16 protein-coding genes, 1 tRNA gene and 4 pseudogenes are annotated in these 16,999 nt (G+C 41.5%); 15 read left to right on the top strand and 6 right to left on the bottom strand.

What is annotated here, in order from left to right; translation table 11 throughout:
• Positions 1–1,479: a GldG family protein gene (locus ETP43_RS16180; RefSeq protein ID WP_129259337.1), complete on the top strand. Its 1,479-nt coding sequence runs from the start codon at positions 1–3 to the stop codon at positions 1,477–1,479.
• A complete protein-coding gene (locus ETP43_RS16175; RefSeq protein WP_129259336.1) occupies positions 1,479–3,023 on the top strand; it encodes a DUF4340 domain-containing protein in 1,545 nt (514 codons plus the stop codon). The genes ETP43_RS16180 and ETP43_RS16175 overlap by 1 nt, the downstream gene beginning before the upstream one ends.
• 73 nt (positions 3,024–3,096) lie before the next feature.
• On the opposite strand, the gene ETP43_RS16170 is transcribed toward ETP43_RS16175, so the two are convergent.
• Both ETP43_RS16170 and ETP43_RS16165 read right to left on the bottom strand, forming a co-directional pair.
• Positions 3,097–4,437, bottom strand: a complete 1,341-nt coding sequence (locus tag ETP43_RS16170) for a DHHW family protein (protein ID WP_129259334.1) — start codon at positions 4,435–4,437, stop codon at positions 3,097–3,099.
• A 15-nt stretch (positions 4,438–4,452) separates the two neighbouring features.
• A complete protein-coding gene (locus ETP43_RS16165; protein WP_129259333.1) occupies positions 4,453–5,886 on the bottom strand; it encodes an MBOAT family O-acyltransferase in 1,434 nt (477 codons plus the stop codon).
• Positions 5,887–6,253: 367 nt separating this feature from the next.
• On the opposite strand from ETP43_RS16165, the gene ETP43_RS17975 reads away from it, so the two are divergent.
• Positions 6,254–6,385, top strand: coding sequence for a hypothetical protein (locus tag ETP43_RS17975; protein ID WP_279222210.1), 132 nt, complete (start codon positions 6,254–6,256; stop codon positions 6,383–6,385).
• A gap of 125 nt (positions 6,386–6,510) precedes the next feature.
• Here ETP43_RS17975 and ETP43_RS18855 read toward each other — a convergent pair.
• A pseudogene (locus tag ETP43_RS18855) lies at positions 6,511–6,561 on the bottom strand (DUF6783 domain-containing protein); the annotation flags it as partial.
• Between ETP43_RS18855 and ETP43_RS18850 the strand changes: the two are divergent.
• Positions 6,538–6,807 (top strand): annotated as a pseudogene (locus tag ETP43_RS18850) (DUF6783 domain-containing protein); the annotation flags it as partial. The pseudogenes ETP43_RS18855 and ETP43_RS18850 overlap by 24 nt on opposite strands.
• Here ETP43_RS18850 and ETP43_RS16160 read toward each other — a convergent pair.
• A pseudogene (locus ETP43_RS16160) lies at positions 6,723–7,550 on the bottom strand (alpha/beta fold hydrolase); the annotation flags it as partial. The pseudogenes ETP43_RS18850 and ETP43_RS16160 sit on opposite strands and share 85 nt — an antisense overlap.
• 954 nt (positions 7,551–8,504) lie before the next feature.
• On the opposite strand from ETP43_RS16160, the gene ETP43_RS16155 reads away from it, so the two are divergent.
• The 6 genes from ETP43_RS16155 to ETP43_RS16130 all read left to right on the top strand — a co-directional run bounded on the left by ETP43_RS16155 (position 8,505) and on the right by ETP43_RS16130 (position 13,533).
• Entirely contained in the window at positions 8,505–9,281 is a 777-nt protein-coding gene (locus tag ETP43_RS16155) for a ParA family protein (RefSeq protein ID WP_022399172.1), read from the top strand.
• Positions 9,272–10,207 carry a ParB/RepB/Spo0J family partition protein gene (locus ETP43_RS16150; protein ID WP_129259329.1) on the top strand — a complete coding sequence of 312 codons (936 nt, stop codon included), beginning with the start codon at positions 9,272–9,274 and terminating at the stop codon, positions 10,205–10,207. Before ETP43_RS16155 ends, ETP43_RS16150 begins: the two co-directional genes overlap by 10 nt.
• Positions 10,208–10,261: 54 nt before the next feature.
• Positions 10,262–10,777 carry a DUF4446 family protein gene (locus ETP43_RS16145; RefSeq protein ID WP_022399170.1) on the top strand — a complete coding sequence of 172 codons (516 nt, stop codon included), beginning with the start codon at positions 10,262–10,264 and terminating at the stop codon, positions 10,775–10,777.
• 193 nt (positions 10,778–10,970) lie between these two features.
• On the top strand, positions 10,971–12,260 hold the full coding sequence (gene serS, locus ETP43_RS16140) for a serine--tRNA ligase (RefSeq protein ID WP_129259327.1): 1,290 nt from the start codon (positions 10,971–10,973) through the stop codon (positions 12,258–12,260).
• 159 nt (positions 12,261–12,419) lie between these two features.
• Positions 12,420–13,292, top strand: coding sequence for a DUF3881 family protein (locus tag ETP43_RS16135; RefSeq protein ID WP_129259325.1), 873 nt, complete (start codon positions 12,420–12,422; stop codon positions 13,290–13,292).
• A gap of 167 nt (positions 13,293–13,459) precedes the next feature.
• A tRNA-Arg gene (locus tag ETP43_RS16130) sits at positions 13,460–13,533 on the top strand.
• 204 nt (positions 13,534–13,737) lie between these two features.
• On the opposite strand, the pseudogene ETP43_RS16125 reads toward ETP43_RS16130, so the two are convergent.
• A pseudogene (locus tag ETP43_RS16125) lies at positions 13,738–14,064 on the bottom strand (hypothetical protein); the annotation flags it as partial.
• Positions 14,042–14,428 carry a plasmid mobilization protein gene (locus tag ETP43_RS16120; protein ID WP_129259323.1) on the bottom strand — a complete coding sequence of 129 codons (387 nt, stop codon included), beginning with the start codon at positions 14,426–14,428 and terminating at the stop codon, positions 14,042–14,044. The pseudogene ETP43_RS16125 and the gene ETP43_RS16120, both read right to left, overlap by 23 nt.
• Positions 14,429–14,620: 192 nt before the next feature.
• On the opposite strand from ETP43_RS16120, the gene ETP43_RS17200 reads away from it, so the two are divergent.
• From ETP43_RS17200 to ETP43_RS16100, 5 genes are all read left to right on the top strand, one after another.
• Positions 14,621–14,764 (top strand): hypothetical protein, encoded by a 144-nt coding sequence (locus tag ETP43_RS17200; RefSeq protein ID WP_162297484.1) that lies wholly within the window; start codon positions 14,621–14,623, stop codon positions 14,762–14,764.
• A gap of 46 nt (positions 14,765–14,810) precedes the next feature.
• Positions 14,811–15,236 carry a GNAT family N-acetyltransferase gene (locus tag ETP43_RS16115; protein ID WP_055053942.1) on the top strand — a complete coding sequence of 142 codons (426 nt, stop codon included), beginning with the start codon at positions 14,811–14,813 and terminating at the stop codon, positions 15,234–15,236.
• Positions 15,237–15,291: 55 nt separating this feature from the next.
• A complete protein-coding gene (locus ETP43_RS16110) occupies positions 15,292–15,615 on the top strand; it encodes a hypothetical protein (protein WP_004613237.1) in 324 nt (107 codons plus the stop codon).
• Between the two features lie 70 nt (positions 15,616–15,685).
• A complete protein-coding gene (locus ETP43_RS16105; protein ID WP_164979758.1) occupies positions 15,686–16,447 on the top strand; it encodes a class I SAM-dependent methyltransferase in 762 nt (253 codons plus the stop codon).
• 37 nt (positions 16,448–16,484) lie between these two features.
• A complete protein-coding gene (locus tag ETP43_RS16100) occupies positions 16,485–16,979 on the top strand; it encodes an HD domain-containing protein (RefSeq protein ID WP_008981870.1) in 495 nt (164 codons plus the stop codon).
• Positions 16,980–16,999 lie beyond the last annotated feature (20 nt).

Below are 16,999 nucleotides of genomic sequence, written 5' to 3'. Positions count from 1 at the left end.
ATGAAAATCAATATCAAAAAGAAATTAAAATCAGCGGGAAGTACCATCAAGGAAATGGGAAGCATCAATAAAAAATCGCTGAAAAACGGTTCTTACAGCATGGCGGTGACTGCGATCGTGATCGCGGTTCTGGTTGTTGTGAACCTGATCGTGGGACAGATTCCCGAGAAATACACGCAGGTGGATGTAAGTACCCAGAAACTGTATACCATCTCAGATGAGACGGTAAGTTACCTGAAAAATCTGGATACGGATATTACGATCTACCATATCGTACAGTCCGGAAATGAAGACTCCATACTGGAAAAAATGCTGACGAAATACAAAGAGGAGTCCAAACATATCACCGTAGAGAAAAAAGATCCGGTGTTATATCCGAACTTTACTTCTCAGTATACGAGCGATGATGTGTCCGATAACAGCCTGATTGTGGTTGCCGGGGACAAGAGTAAAGTCATCAACTACAGCGATCTGTACGAAACACAGGTGGATTATACGACCTATCAGACCAATACGACAGGATTTGACGGGGAAGGTCAGATCGACAGTGCGATCTCTTATGTGACTTCCGAGAATCTGCCGGTGATCTACACGCTGGAAGGTCATGAAGAACTGGATCTGAACAGCAGCCTGACCGACAGTCTGGAGAAAGCAAATTACGATGTACAGAGCCTGAATCTGCTGACACAGGATGCGGTTCCGGAAGATACCGGATGCCTGCTGATCGCAGCGCCGCAGAAAGATCTCTCGGAAGAAGAAGCACAGAAGATCATTACCTACATGGAAGCCGGCGGAAAAGTGATGATTTTCACGGAATATACCGGAACAGATATGCCGAACCTGAAGAGCGTACTGGAAAATTACGGTGTGACTACCGGAGACGGTGTGATCATGGAGGGAGATACCGGTCATTACATCATGCAGAGACCGTATTATATTGTTCCGACCATTGACAGTTCGGATATTACCTCAGACATTAAGAGTAACAACCGCTATGTGCTGGCGCCGATCTCACAGCCGGTAAAAACACTGAGCGATTACCGTGATACGCTGGAAATTACTCCTCTGTTATCAACATCCGATAAAGCGTATACCAAGAAAGATGTACAGAATATGTCCACCTATGAGAAAGAGGACGGCGATGAAGAAGGCAGCTTCCAGGTTGGTGTTTCTGTAACCGAGCAGGTGGACGATGACAATACCACACAGCTGGTATATTTCGGCTGTGCAAGCCTTCTCGACGAGGCTACCGACCAGCAGGTATCCGGGGGCAATACGGATCTGGTGCTGGCAGCGCTGGGCTGGATGTGTGAAAATGATGCACCGGTCATCGATGTGACGAGCAAGAGCCTGACCATGAGCTATCTGACCGTTCCGCAGTTTGATGCGGCATACTGGAGCATCATCGTGTGCGGTGTGATCCCGGTGGCATTCCTGCTGATCGGTACCTTGATCTGGTTTAAGAGGAGAAAACAGTAATGAAGAAAAAAAGGGGCTTATTTGTAATCCTTGCGGGTGTTGTCCTTCTGTGTGTGCTGATCGTGTGCTATGTTGCACTGTTAAAAGTGAACAGCAGTGAGGGAAAGACAACGGAAGAAGAGACCGCGCAGGAAGAAGCGGCGGCAATCGCCAGTGACGATATCAGTACATTAACCTTTGAGGCGGGGGATCAGACCCTCACCTTCCAAAAGGGTGAAGACAGCTGGACGCTGGAAGGTCAGGAGGACTTTCCGGTGGATGCTTCGAAAGTAGACAGCGCAGTATCCTATCTGGCATCGATCAAAGCGGACCGTACCCTGACGGATGTGGAGGATCCGGAAGAATACGGTCTGGACGATCCGGTCAATGTGATCGAGGTTGTCAAAACAGACGGAAGTACAGAAAAGATTACCGTCGGTGATAAAAACAGTTCCACCGGCAACACCTATATCTGCCTGAACGATGACACCTCAACGGTGTATACCACAGGTACGGATCTTGGAAATGCATTTTCCGGCGGGCTGTATAACTATGCGGAGAGTGAGGACTATCCGACGATCACTTCCTCCACGATCAGCAAGATTGCGGTGGAAAAAGACAGCAATTCCTATACGCTGACCAATAATGGAAAATCATCGACTGGCTGGTATGTAGAGGGAAGCGATAAAGACAAACAGGAAGCGGATTCCACACAGGCGGGAACACTGCAGAGCACCGTCGCCGGTATTTCCTTTGCCGGATATTACGACTACAACTGCAAAGACTGGGCTGTGTATGGCCTTGAGAAGCCGAAAATGACCCTCACAGTCGATTATACCGAAGAAGTGGAAGCAGATTCTACAGACGACACAGAAAGCGATTCTGAGGCAAATACGGACGATACAGAAGATTCCAGTGAAACGACCACACAGACAGTGGACAAAGAACTGGTTCTGTATGTGGGAAATGTCAATGAAACCGATGGAAATTATTACGTGAGACTGGGCGATTCCAGTGAACTTCACGGAATTTCCCAGGCATCTCTGGATACATTACTGAACGGAAAAGCATTTGATTACTGGAAAACATCGATTGATTCGATGACGATCAGTGATCTGGATCATCTGGATGTGACCTATCAGGGAACCACTTATACGCTGAAACGGGTTGTGACAGAAGAAAAAGTGGAGAAGGATGAGAGCAAAGACACAGAAGCTGATGCAGATGCGGACAGCGAGGACGCAGACGAAGAAGAGACAAAGACCGTGACCACTTACTATGTGAATGATCAGGAAGCAGACAGTGATGCTTTCAACGCATTCTACCGGGCAGCGGCAGGTATGACATGCCAGAGCCGTCTGGAAGAAAATACAAACAAAGGCGACGCGGAACTTACACTTTCCTATTACGGAACAGATGGAAGTGAAATCACGATCTCCTATACGCCGAGAGATTCCAGTTTCTATGTGATGGAAGATCAGGATGGCAATTATGGACTAGTCAACAAGATGAATGTGAAAGATCTGATCGATGCGTTTTTGACGCTGACAGAGGAAGAGAAATAGTTGTAAAAAAGAATAAAATGAAAAAAAGAAACCGAACTGTTTCCGATGAGGAACAGCCCGGTTTCTTTTTTTTTTAACTGATGATACGGGTCATATTTTTAGCTGCACTTTCAATCAGTGCATTTGCGTTATTAACATAGATAACATCCTGAATGCCGTTTTCTTTTACAAGATCGATCAGGTTGCCGCTGAAGTAACGGTAGTCGACAACGTGTACGGTCTGGTAACTGTTGACCAGGAACGGTACGAAAGCATTACCGTAAGACTCTTTGATGACAACGCAGGAGGATCCGTCGGTGATATTCGGGTTATCAATACGTTCGTATGGCTGGTCACCACAGATGAAGCAGAGATATTTGTTACCTTCCGAATACTGGGTTGCATCAGAAACTACATGACCTGTTTTCTGATTACCGTCGGTATCGGTATAGGTCAGATCATTGCAGGTCGGTGTATAGGCAACGACTGTATCCGGATTATTTTTCAGGGTGTCGGACTGGTTACTGTACTGGTAGAAGGAACCGATAAATCCCGGATATTCGGTTCTGGTATAATCTGTCAGCGCAGAGGCTGTCATACCCTTGGCTTTCATCAGTTCCCTGTAAGCGTAATAAGCACCGTCAGCGGTCCAGTGGTGGTCGGTCTTAAAGTACAGGTATTCGCTGTTGTGCTTCTTTAAGGTATCCAGAACGCCTACCTGGTTGATGGAAGCGTCCAGATGACCGTTGACGTAAGCGAAAGTGTCTTCCTGACTGTTAGAACCGACTTTCTGCTGGTTTTCTTCATCGACATTGACGGCGATACTGGTAGGAACCAGAATATCGTATACAGTGGCGATATCTTTTAACTGAGCAGCAGCAGAATTCATCATATTGATGTAGGCGTCGGCACCGGCCCGGCTGAAGCCGTAAAGTTCAAAACCGCGGTTATCGGCAATATAGATCTTACCCAGTTTTTCCGGTTCCGCATGGATAGTTCCATCTTCCTCCGGAAGGTCCTCCTCTTCTTCCGGAGTGACCTCAGGTGTCGGTGTGGTCTCCATCTCGGCATCGGCATCCGGAATCTCATCACCCTGAGCAGCATCACCGTAGATTTCCTGTGTGGTAATGCCATACAGTTTTTTCATCTTTGCATTGGCGCTCATCAGAGTTTCCCGGAATGGAAACGTATCGGCGTACCAGGTACTGATATCGGAGAAAAATTCTCCGTTTAGTACCGTGGAAACGGTTGGTTTCGGGAATTTGGAAAGTTCACGCTTTTCCAGCTCCGATTCCTTCGGGCGGAGGGGAAGCAGAAGTCCGAGAAAAGCGATCACAAAAAGGAAAACGAAAAAGGTTCGGATCCCGATCTGCCAGAATCGCTTATGGACAGCATTATTTTTGAGAATAAATTTTTCTTTTTTATTAGTATTCATGTTCAGACAGATCCTTTAAAACTGGAAATATAAAAACGGATTGTAACTGTTTCCGACCAGTGCCAGGAGTGAGAGAATCAGCAATACAGGAGGTATTACGATCTCGTATGCGTAGGTCAGATAAGGAATCCGATAATGCACAAGGTCAAGGCGTTTGATATAAGTGCCGATATTTTTCAGTAACGGTGTGGAAGCGATAATACAGAAAATCAGCAGATACAGATTGTTCTGGAAAAGAACGGAGGTCGAAAGATCGATAAAACCGTTGTGGTTCAGACCAAACATTCCTTTCAGGATCGTTCCCAGATTACCCAGGGATTCGCAACGGAACAATACCCAGCCGAAGTAAACCACGATCATGGCATACAGATGGCTTACAAAACGCGGAAGGTGGGAAAGTTTTTCCAGAAGGAAGGTGTTCTCCATGTAGATAAACAGGAAGAAGTACAGTCCCCAGAAAATGAAGTTCCAGCTTGCTCCGTGCCAGAATCCGGTAAGACTCCAGACAATCAGAAGGTTGATGGTACGTCTGCGGGCACCTTTCCGGTTTCCGCCGAGTGGAATATAGACATAATCACGGAAGAAAGTTCCGAGGGAAATATGCCATCTGTTCCAGAATTCTTTGATGGAACCGGAGATGTAAGGGTAATTAAAGTTTTCATCGTAGTGAAAACCAACCATAAGTCCCATACCGATTGCCATGTCGGAATAGGCGGAAAAATCAAGATAAATCTGCAATGCATAGAACAACATACCAATCCACAGACCGGCTGCCGGAATCTCGGCAATGTCACTTGCAAGTGTAGGAACCAGAGTATCTGCAACCGTTGCACAACCGTTTGCCAGAATTGCTTTTTTGGCAAGACCGATGGTAAAACGCTTGATACCCTTGTATAACTCATCCATTTTCACTTTACGGTTTTCAATTTCATCGGCTACCAGCTGATAACGGACGATCGGTCCGGCGATACACTGATGAAACAGAGAAGCATACAGCAGCAGATTTACAAATTTGCGCTGCGGCTCCACTTCCTCGCGGTATACGTCAATGACGTAAGAGAGAAGCTGGAAAGTGTAGAAAGAAATACCGATCGGCAGAGCAATCTGCGGGATCTCTTTCGGAAAATGAAAAATCGTGTTCGTGATGGATGAAAAGAAGGTCAGGTATTTGAAAATACAAAGCAGACCTAACATAAATACACAGTCACAGATCAGAAAGAGTTTACTTCGTCCGGATTCACGGTACTGATCAATCAGCAAAGCAAAAATCCAGGATGCGAAGACCATGCTGAGCAGAAGCAGAAGATATTTTGGCCCGCCCCAGGCGTAAAATACAAGAGAAAAACCGAGGAGAACCATATTTTTCCGCTTAATACCATCAGCAAAATGATAGGCGATCAGATTTAATGCCAGAAAGAAAAAAACAAAAAATAAGCTTGAAAAAACCATAAAACTCCTTTTGTATTTGCAGATGTAAGCATAATGAAATTGTGCACAGGAAAAAATCCTGTGTTGGGTTAGCGGGTAAAGTTTTCAGATCGTTTAAGAAAGGCAGATACATTCTTGATACCGTCTGTCGGGGCACCGTTTTATATGGAAATCGTATGTGTAAAAGATATAAATAATCAGTAAAATAGATATCAGTCGAATGTAAAAACATATGTATCTATGCCATGATGCGACGAACTTCCACAAAAAACAACAAAAAGTGCTGTACCTATTATAATATAATAACGCAATAATGATGTCAACAAAAGAACAGCGGAAAAAGGGGGAAAAATGCTGATTTTAAAGGGAAAACAGGAAGTGAAAGAAAATGGCTGGGGAGGGTAGAAGAAGTGGAAGAGGAATAACTATTATGAACAGAGAAAAAAATGTAAAGGATGAAAAAAGGTCGGGCATAGTAGAAGAACATAATGGAAGAAGAGAAGAAATGTTGAAGTGTTGATCAGAATAAAATTTTGTGAATAACGAAAAAAAGAGATACCATATTTTCAGATGTGATACCTCTTTTCTACCATGTGCAATGTTAGAGCGTGTTTGAAAAATCATTCCTGCAATCTGCACGCCCCACTTTGCGGCATATTTTACCTTCATTCGGTTGACGTAGCCCGCTACGCCGCCCTCATTCAGGAAAAATCTCCCACAAACTGTGACGCACATCTTGCAGAAAGCCTTTTTCAAACACGCTCTAGTTTTATTTATGAAGCAAAAAAGATATTGACTGCTTCCAGTACCTGCTCCGGAGATTCTATTTGTGGCAGGTGTTTTGCATTTTTTATAATCTCGGATTCGATCGCGGGGTTTATAGAAGTATATAATGCAACACTTTCTCTCGCGCGAGGCTCGGAATCACCCTGCAGGATATAGATGCTGTTGTCGATGGTTTTTAATGCCCGCGTAATGTTGCAGTAGATATATTTTCCGGTAATGCTTGCCAGCAGGTATTTTCCGGCGCCGTTTTCCAGGTGTGCGGATTCGTAGTAAAGATCTTCCAGTTCGGTATCTACATGGAATGGGTTATGCAGATACTTTTCGGTAAAGGCAAGGTCAATATTCGGACGGGAATTCAGAATATTGTAAACCAGAGTACCGATCAGAGGAAGTTCAAGCAAAAATTTGGATGCTTTGGAGCGCCTGTCCGGAATCTGATTCAATACGGCAAGATCTTCCGGATTGATCATCATGATCCGGCGGATGATAGAAGTATCGTTTTTACATGCCATAACAACAAAAGAACCGGATAATCCGCTGGTGATCACATCGGTTGGCTGCTTGATTACGGATTTGATAAAATCGGTGATCAGCTGGACATATAAAAAGTTTGTGTAAGTGATTTTCGGACGATCGGAACATCCGCAGCCCAGAAGATCCATACAATAGACCGTATGATCTTTCGCAAGATGCTTTTTCAGGGATTTCCACTCGGCGGAATTGCTTACAGGGGAAAGATCGTGTAAAAGTAGCAGTGGAGAGCCGGAGCCTTCGATCGTGTAATGGATACGCCCAAATTTCCAGTCATAGAAATACTGAGATTTATTGTGCAACGCATTGCGGATTACAGCAGAAGCGTTGATCAGTTTATTTACAGCAAAAATACCAGCACCGGTCATAGAAGTAAGGATGCTGATCGTTAATAAACGCTGAACATTTTTCTTCATGATAGATTACCTCCTTGTTTGAATGGCAATTGTTACATCTATTATAAGTCATCCGGGGGGAAGTTACAAACATTTTTTGCATGGATTTTGAAGGTGGGAGAGGAGAATGTTTCACGTGAAACATTCTCCAAAAACAAGGGAGAACAAAAATAATAAAGCTAAAATGGTGGATAGTAATAGCATAGCTACTTATTATAATAGCGTGAACAGAAAATGCCAAATGTTTCACGTGAATCATTTGTAAAAAGAGAAAATAAAAGGGATAATATAAAAATAAGAAAAGGAACGGAATGGTGAAAAGGTTGGAAAATAAATGAAAATATGAGATGAAAAATGAGCGAATGTTTCACGTGAAACATTTAATTGCGTAAGTGCTTAATATGATAATTATTGTGACAGTAAGTGAAATTTACAAATCACACAGTGAAATATAAATATGAGTAATAAAAACAGAAGAAAAATATAAGGAATTTAATGATATGCTTTGAAATGGAAAAGTAATATTTTGATTTTTAAAATAAAATATAAATGTTTCACGTGAAACATTTTCAAAAATAGATAAGACAATGAGATAAACATTAAAAGACTAATTGAGATGTTTCACGTGAAACATCTCAGCATTATATGTGAGTATCAAATATAAATGATTTTACCGGGAATAAAAATAATTCTACCAAAACAAAAATCAGAAAAGCAACTTTTCTATGTAAAGAGAAAAAATGTTTCACGTGAAACGTTTTATATGGAATTATGGGAAATCAGGTGCTATAATAGAACCAGCAACTCAGGGATATATGAAAAAGTATAGAATATCCTAAATTTTCAAAGAAACAAATGAAAACAGGGAAAAGTTGTAAATTGAAAGTGAAAAATACAGATGAAAATGAAACTGGAAGGAGTACAGTTATGGGAAGAGCAATAGCGATTGCAAATCAGAAAGGCGGCGTAGGAAAATCTACGACAGCGATTAATTTATCCTCCTGTCTGGGTGCTATGGGACAGAAAGTTTTAACAATAGATCTGGATCCCCAGGGAAATACCACCAGTGGTCTGGGTGTGGATAAGGATGAAACAGAAAATACGGTTTATGAATTACTGCTGGGAGAATGTGAAGTAGAGGATTGCCTGCAAAAACTGGAATTTGAAGGAGTATCTCTGATTCCTTCGAATGTCAATCTGGCAGGCGCAGAGATTGAACTGATCAGTATCGAGGACAAAGAGTATATTTTACAGAATAAAATCAGTAAGATCCGGGATCAGTTTGATTTTATTATTATCGACTGCCCGCCGTCACTGAATATGCTGACAATCAATGCGATGACGACAGCCAATACTGTTCTGGTACCAATCCAGTGTGAATATTATGCGCTGGAAGGACTTTCACAGCTGATGCACACGATCGAACTGGTACAGGAACGACTGAATCAGGATCTGGAGATGGAAGGCGTTGTATTTACCATGTATGATGCAAGAACAAATCTCTCTTTACAGGTGGTGGAAAATGTAAAGAATAATCTGAATCAGACAATCTATAAAACCATCATTCCAAGAAATGTACGTCTGGCAGAAGCACCGAGCCATGGACTTCCGATCAATTATTATGATGCGAGATCGACAGGAGCAGAAAGTTATCAGCTGCTGGCGGAAGAAGTAATACACAGGGGGGATGAAGAATGGCAGTAAAAAAAGGTGGTCTGGGAAAAGGTTTGGACTCTTTGATTCCATCCGGAACTCCGAAAAATAAAAAAAGTGTTACAGAAGAAAAAAAACAACCGGTAAAAGTAGTGGAAAAAGTGGTAGAAAAGATTGTTGAGAAACCGGTAGAGTTAAAAATGAAAATCACAGAAGTAGAGCCGAACAGGGAGCAGCCAAGAAAGAATTTTGATGAGGATGCACTGCTGGAACTGGCAGAATCCATCAAACAGTTCGGCATTCTGCAGCCACTGCTGGTGCAGAAAAGAGACGATTATTATGAGATCATTGCCGGAGAGCGCAGATGGCGTGCAGCAAAACTGGCAGGATTGAAAGAAGTACCGGTGATCATTAAGGATTTCTCAGATCAGGAAGTTGTAGAGATCGCTCTGATTGAAAATATTCAGCGGGAAGATCTGAATGCGATTGAAGAAGCGGTTGCCTATAAACGGCTGATGGAAGAATTTCATCTGAAACAGGATGAAATCGCGGAGCGAGTATCCAAGAGCAGAACAGCGGTTACGAATGCGATGCGTCTGCTGAAACTGGATGATAGAGTACAGGATATGCTGGTACAGGATATGATTTCTCCGGGACATGCAAGAACACTTCTGGGAATCGATGACAGGGAACAGCAGTATAATCTGGCAATGCGGATCTTTGATGAGAAGTTGAGTGTCAGAGATACCGAAAAGATTGTAAAAGATTTACAGAAACCGAAAAAAGAAGAAAAGAAAAAAGAAGTCGATACACAGATGGAAGTGATCTATCAGCAGTTGGAAGAACGGATTAAGTCTATCGTGGGAACGAAGGTTTCCATCCAGCACAAGAATAAGAACAAGGGAAAAATCGAGATTGAGTATTATTCCCAGGAGGAGCTGGAACGGCTGATCGACTTGTTTGAATCTATAAAATAGAAACAGATCGTATACATACACATACTTGAGAAAACAGAAAGGGTAGAATCATAGATGAATAATTTTTTTGATGCAATAGGCATTGATCTGGGAATTCTGGTAGTCATGCTTATGGTGTTGGTACTGGTACTGATTGTACTGGTGCTGAATGTTTCTCTGGGACTGCACCGGCAGAAACGCCGTTACAACATGTTTATGAAGGGCGCAGACGGACAGAGCCTGGAGAGAGTATTTTCTCAGAAACTGAAAGAGGTGGACAGACTTTCAAGAGTCAATGAACACAGTCTGGAAGAGGTCCGGGGATTAAAAGATATGCTGTCAAAATCTCTGACAAAGTACGGAATCGTAAAATACGATGCATTCGATGATGTGGGCGGAAAACTGAGTTTTGCGATTGCTCTTCTGGATAAAAACAACACCGGATTTATCCTGAACGCGATCCACAGCAGAGACAACTGTTTCTTCTATATTAAAGAGATCGTAAAAGGGGAATCCTACATTCTGCTCAGTTCAGAAGAAATGGATGCACTGCGGCAGGCAGTTCATTTTGGAGAAAATAAAGTGCAATAAGAATAACAGAAGCAGATGGAACCGATAAAAGGTTTTGTCTGCTTTTTGTATTATTCGGGGGATTGTATTTATCAAAGAACCGTATGAATCCTACTTGAAAAAAAGGCAATACTATTATAAAATAAAGAGAATGATTACTTATTATAATAAAGAATAAGGAAAAGAACCAGTAACCTGAAAGAGGGAGGAAAATATGTTAGATATCAAGTTTGTCCGGGAAAATCCGGATGTGGTAAAAGAAAATATTCGTAAAAAATTCCAGGATCAGAAAATCCCGATGGTAGATGAAGTCATCGCTCTGGATCAGGAAAACAGAAATATTAAACAGGAAGTAGAATCCCTGCGTGCAAATAAAAACAAAATCAGCAAACAGATCGGTGCGCTGATGGCACAGGGTAAAAAAGAAGAAGCAGAAGAAGTGAAGAAAGAAGTTGCAGCTTCCGGTGCAAGAATCGATGAACTGTCTGCAAGAGAAAAAGAAGTAGAAGAAAAGATCAAAACGATCATGATGACAATCCCGAACATCATCGATCCTTCTGTTCCAGTTGGAAAAGACGACAGCGAGAACGTAGAGATCGAACGTTTCGGTGAGCCGGTGGTTCCGGAGTTTGAAGTTCCGTATCATGCAGAAATCATGGAATCTTTCGATGGTCTGGATTTGGACAGTGCAAGAAAAGTAGCAGGTAATGGTTTCTATTATCTGATGGGCGACATCGCAAGAATTCATTCCGCAGTTATCTCTTACGCAAGAGATTTTATGATCAACAAAGGATTTACTTACTGTGTACCGCCTTTCATGATCCGAAGCGATGTAGTTACCGGTGTTATGAGCTTTGCTGAGATGGACGCTATGATGTATAAGATCGAAGGTGAAGATCTGTATCTGATCGGAACCAGCGAACATTCCATGATCGGTAAATTCATCGATACCATCCTGCCGGAAGATACACTGCCGAGAACTCTGACCAGCTATTCTCCTTGCTTCAGAAAAGAAAAAGGTGCACATGGTCTGGAAGAGAGAGGTGTATACCGTATCCACCAGTTTGAAAAACAGGAAATGATCGTTGTCTGCAAACCGGAAGACAGCAAGATGTGGTTCGATAAACTGTGGCAGAACACCGTAGAACTGTTCCGTACTCTGGATATTCCGGTTCGTACTCTGGAATGCTGCTCCGGTGACCTGGCTGACCTGAAAGTGAAATCTATCGACGTAGAAGCATGGTCTCCAAGACAGAAGAAATACTTCGAAGTAGGAAGCTGCTCTAACCTGGGTGATGCACAGGCCAGAAGACTGAAGATCCGTGTAAACGGTGAAAACGGTAAATATTTCGCTCATACGCTGAACAACACCGTAGTTGCTCCGCCGAGAATGCTAATCGCATTCCTGGAGAACAACCTGAATGCAGACGGAAGCGTAAATATTCCGAAAGCACTGCAGCCATACATGGGCGGAATCGAAAAAATCGTACCGAAACATAAATAAGAAATAAAATAATAAAAAGAAACAGCGGCATAGTATGACAGACACCAGATATCCGGATAAAAAGATGGATATCTGGTGTTGGCATGCCGGGGGAAAGTTACCGGGTCATTCCTGTGATGCGGTAACAGAAAATGGATAATAAGAAAGGAGGAAGACTGTATGCACAGTTATCTTCGGGCTATAGGATTTTCAAAACTGGAGCAGAAAGATCTGGATCAGATCCTGCAAGAGGTGATTGTTTTCTGTGATGAGAAAAAGATCGCAGAGCAGGGAAAAAACGAGATTTTTGCGGAATTGTCCCGATATTTTGGTATGAATATCGGACTGCGTGTCTGTGGAACTTATGATGAGCAGGATCAGTTTCGGATGGAATATTATTTTCCGTATTTTGCCGGAAGCGGTATCACCAGTCAGGAAGATGTGATGGTAGAACAACGTTCTGAAAAAGTCTGTTTTTCCGGAGCGTGTGACGATGTGCGTGTGGGTGTGACTCTGATCTTTTATCTGGCAAATGCAGGAGAATATCTGACAGAACGTACCAAGGGGACACCGGGGGAAGGTTTCAGCAACCTGACCTTATCCGGTCTTTCTACGGAGGGCAAGATTTTGTTGCCAATTCAAAAAAATATTGCCCAGAGAGAACGGGATCAGCAGCTGACCCGGAAAAGAACGCAGATGATCTACGAAGCGCGCCGGGGAAATGAAGAAGCGATGGAAAATCTGACTATGGATGATATGGATACGTATGCCATGATTTCAAGAAGAATCGCTAACGAAGATATTTTTTCTATTGTAGATACGTATTTTATGCCTTATGGCATGGAGTGCGACCGGTATAATGTAATGGGAGAGATTCTTGAATGGATGGAAACCACGAACAAACTGACCGGCGAGAAGCTGTATCAGATGACGATCAACTGCAACGACCTGATCTTCGATATCTGTATGAACCAGGAAGATCTGATGGGAATCCCGGAAGTTGGTCGAAGATTCAAGGGAATTATCTGGTTGCAGGGAAGCCTGAATTTTTAAGGTTGTCATTTCAGGTATTCTATAGTAGAATAAATATATCTGTGAAGGTAGCGAACAGTTACCGAAATAATCTGTAGATTGACAACTCGAAAAAGAGTTGATAATCTTATATATGGCCGAAGGGAAAAATCCCAGAAACCCAGTAAAATCAAGGGTTTGCGGCATGAGTCGTCATAGCTCAGCTGGATAGAGCACTCGCCTCCTAAGCGAGGGGTCGGAGGTTCAAATCCTCTTGGCGACGGGCTTCAAAGCGTTCGAAAATGTTAGCTGGATTAGCTGACAACGAACGCTTTTGTTATTTTCTAATCACGTTCGTGACACAAAATTCCATTCAAAATAATCAATTTCCAGCTAACACAATCCGATTTTTGTTAGCTGACAGCTAATCAAAATTACCGTTTTGCAAACATGGGTTTTAAGAAGTCCAGCTAACATTTGGGTTATGAGTAATTTTTCTTTCAGCCGGAGCAAGAAGATCTATCTGGTGAAGTCCTTCCTGTTGACACCGATCCATGACAGTTTTCTTAAAAGTATTCATGAATTTATCCGTGGAACGATGCTTGTATCCGGTAGCTTCTTCATGTGTTTTATCCATATATGGCTGCCTTTCCACTGCAGTCTTCCTCACACTGTTGATGACGATGTGAGTATGGATATTTCCGGATTCATCTACAATCTTTTTCTCGGTTTTTTCATCATGTTCAAACAGAAGATAATTGATAGCAGCTGAGTAATTTGCATTTCTGCTTTTAATGTGTTTTACGATTGCCATTCATACCACCTGCCAGTTTCAGTACTTCTTTTCTCAATAGGAATAAGTCCGTGATGCACTGATGGATTTCATTTTCTATAGCACGTGACTGACTGCCACCACTGTTAAAATGCTTGGCGATCTGATTGAGATTCGATCCGATCTTTCCATATTCACTGACCAGTTTTCTGAGGTCGTTCATGTCTGCAACAACTTCAATCTGGTGATTGATTTGCTTTTCAAGCAGAAGTTTTCTCAGATATTCTGATCGGCTAATAGATAAACAAGTAGCGCCTTGGTCTAATAAATCCAGTTCGACATCGGTAAGACGTAATCCTATAAAATGTCTGTGATTCAGTTCTTTATCTTTGCTGTTTGTTCTCATACTCCTCCTTCCGCTGAGACTATTCCTCCCGCCGGGAGTCCACGTATTTCAATATCGGCTGTCCCTTCTGATATTAGAAATAGTGCTGTGAACACCTTCAGGTGGAACCAACAGACAAGTGAAACGTCTGTTATTGAGAGGGTATGGGGAGATCCCCATCAAGATAAAACCCATAGGTTGACGGGAGGCCAAATGGCAATACCGTTAAACATGGGTGGATCTTGCTCTGTATGTGTACCCCTCTATATAACGAAACGCTCAGAGGCTGTTTTACAGTGGGGGAAAAGAAAAAATATCAAAAAAATGATGATTAATGGTGAGCTTGTGATAGAATGAAAAAAAGAGAAAAGCATAAAGGATGTAGTTGTGGAGAAAATTTGTTATGATTAGAAAGTTGCTGAACGGAGATATCGATAGAGTTGCTGACATATGGTTAAAGACAAATCTGAAAGCACATTATTTTATTTCCAATCAATACTGGAAAAGTAATTATGAATTAGTAAAAGAAATGATGTCACAATACGAAGTTTATGTGTTTGAAGCAGATAAAATGATACAAGGATTTGTAGGACTAAATGATAAATATATAGAAGGTATTTTTGTCTCCGATGAAATGCAGTCATGTGGCATAGGTAAGCTTTTATTAGATTATGTTAAGGATAAAAAAGTTAGCTTACGATTAAATGTATACCAGAAGAATGCCAGAGCAATTTCTTTTTACCAAAGAGAAGGGTTCATTATTCAATGTGAAGGCTTGGATGAAGCTACTGGTGAAAAAGAGTACACTATGCTATGGAAACGAAAATAGAAATCGGTATTTATCAGAAAATGAGGAATAGTTGAAATGGAGGCGCTATAATAACATGAAGATTGAAGGGAACCAGAAAGAACTGGATGCAATGGTAGAATTTCATAAGGGAAACCGTGTCGAGGGACTGAGACTGCAAGAAGAATTTGCAGCGGAATTTCGTAAGGAGTATAAAGACAAAGATCACTGTCCTTGCCTGAAAGCCTGTCGTTATCACGGAAACTGTAAGGAATGTGTAGCAATCCACAGAGCGCATCAGGAACATGTTCCTAATTGTATGCGACCATTGATTAATAAAAAATTGAAATTGATGTCAGAATTAACAGAGCATACCTTGGCAAATGAAATAGAAGCTCCACATGAGATTTTAAGAAAATAGGCAAGTCAAATTCCCGTTTATTGGGAAGTCGCAGAGAACGAAAAATCGGAAGTTTACAGCGAGGTGAAAGATGTTGAACTATGTAGAATATGGAAAAGAAAACAAATATGATGATGATATATTTTTTCAAAAATACAGTCAAATGAGTCGCTCACAGCAGGGATTAGCCGGTGCAGGAGAATGGGAAACATTGAGAAAGCTGCTGCCGGATTTTAAAGATAAGCGTGTGCTTGATTTAGGATGCGGCTATGGATGGCACTGTATTTATGCGATGGAACACGGAGCGTCTTCTGTTGTAGGTGTTGATATTTCTCATAAAATGCTCGAGGTAGCCAAAGAAAAAACACATTTTCCACAGGTTGAATATAAATGCTGTGCTATAGAAGATGTGGAATTCCCAGAGGAGAGTTTTGATGTAATATTAAGTTCACTTGCGTTTCACTATGTAGCAGATTATGAGATTTTAGTAAAAAAGATATATAGAATACTGAAGTCTGGTGGCAAGCTAGTTTTTACGGTTGAACATCCTGTTTTTACTGCCTATGGAACACAAGACTGGTATTATAACGAAAAAGGAGAAATACTGCATTTTCCGGTGGATAATTATTATTATGAGGGCAAACGAACAGCTGTGTTTTTGGGAGAAAAGGTTACAAAATTTCATAGAACACTGACCACATATCTAAATACACTGCTTTCAAATGGTTTTATAATAAATCATATTGTGGAGCCGCAGCCGCCGGAATACATGATGGATATTCCGGGGATGCAGGATGAAATGCGCCGTCCCATGATGCTGATTGTATCGGCGAACAAAAAAGTGGATAGATAGAACTAAAACACCTATAAGGTATAAATGGGGGTAATTTATGTTTAAAGAAAAAATTATTATAGAGATGAAAGAAGTATTCAAAGAAATTCCTTTTGGCATAGAGCATACTCTCAAAGTTTTGAAAAATGCAGAAGATATAATGAAAGGAGAAAATATCGGAGAGGAAGAAAAAGAATTCATCAGTATTATTGCTATACTACATGATATTGGTGCGGTTGAAGCACAAAAAAAATACGGTTCTATTGATGGTGTCTATCAAGAAAAGGAAGGACCAGAAGTAGCGAAAGAAATATTAAAAAAGGTAGGATATAACAAAAATATTGATAGAATATGCTTTATAATAGGCAACCATCATACTCCATCTAAAATTGATGGACTTGATTTTCAAATACAATGGGAAGCTGATTTGCTTGAAAATTTAACGGTTATGGATAAAGAAAAAGAACAGGAAAAGATAAAAAAGTGTATAGATGAAAACTTTAAAACAAACACAGGAAAAAGGATAGCTTATAATCGCTTTATTTTAGATTAGTAGTAGATTATTACAGTTAT

The sequence above is a fragment of the Blautia faecicola genome (assembly GCF_004123145.1).
Classification (GTDB): Bacteria; Bacillota; Clostridia; order Lachnospirales; family Lachnospiraceae; genus Oliverpabstia; species Oliverpabstia faecicola.
This window is presented reverse-complemented; position numbering and strand designations above follow the sequence as displayed.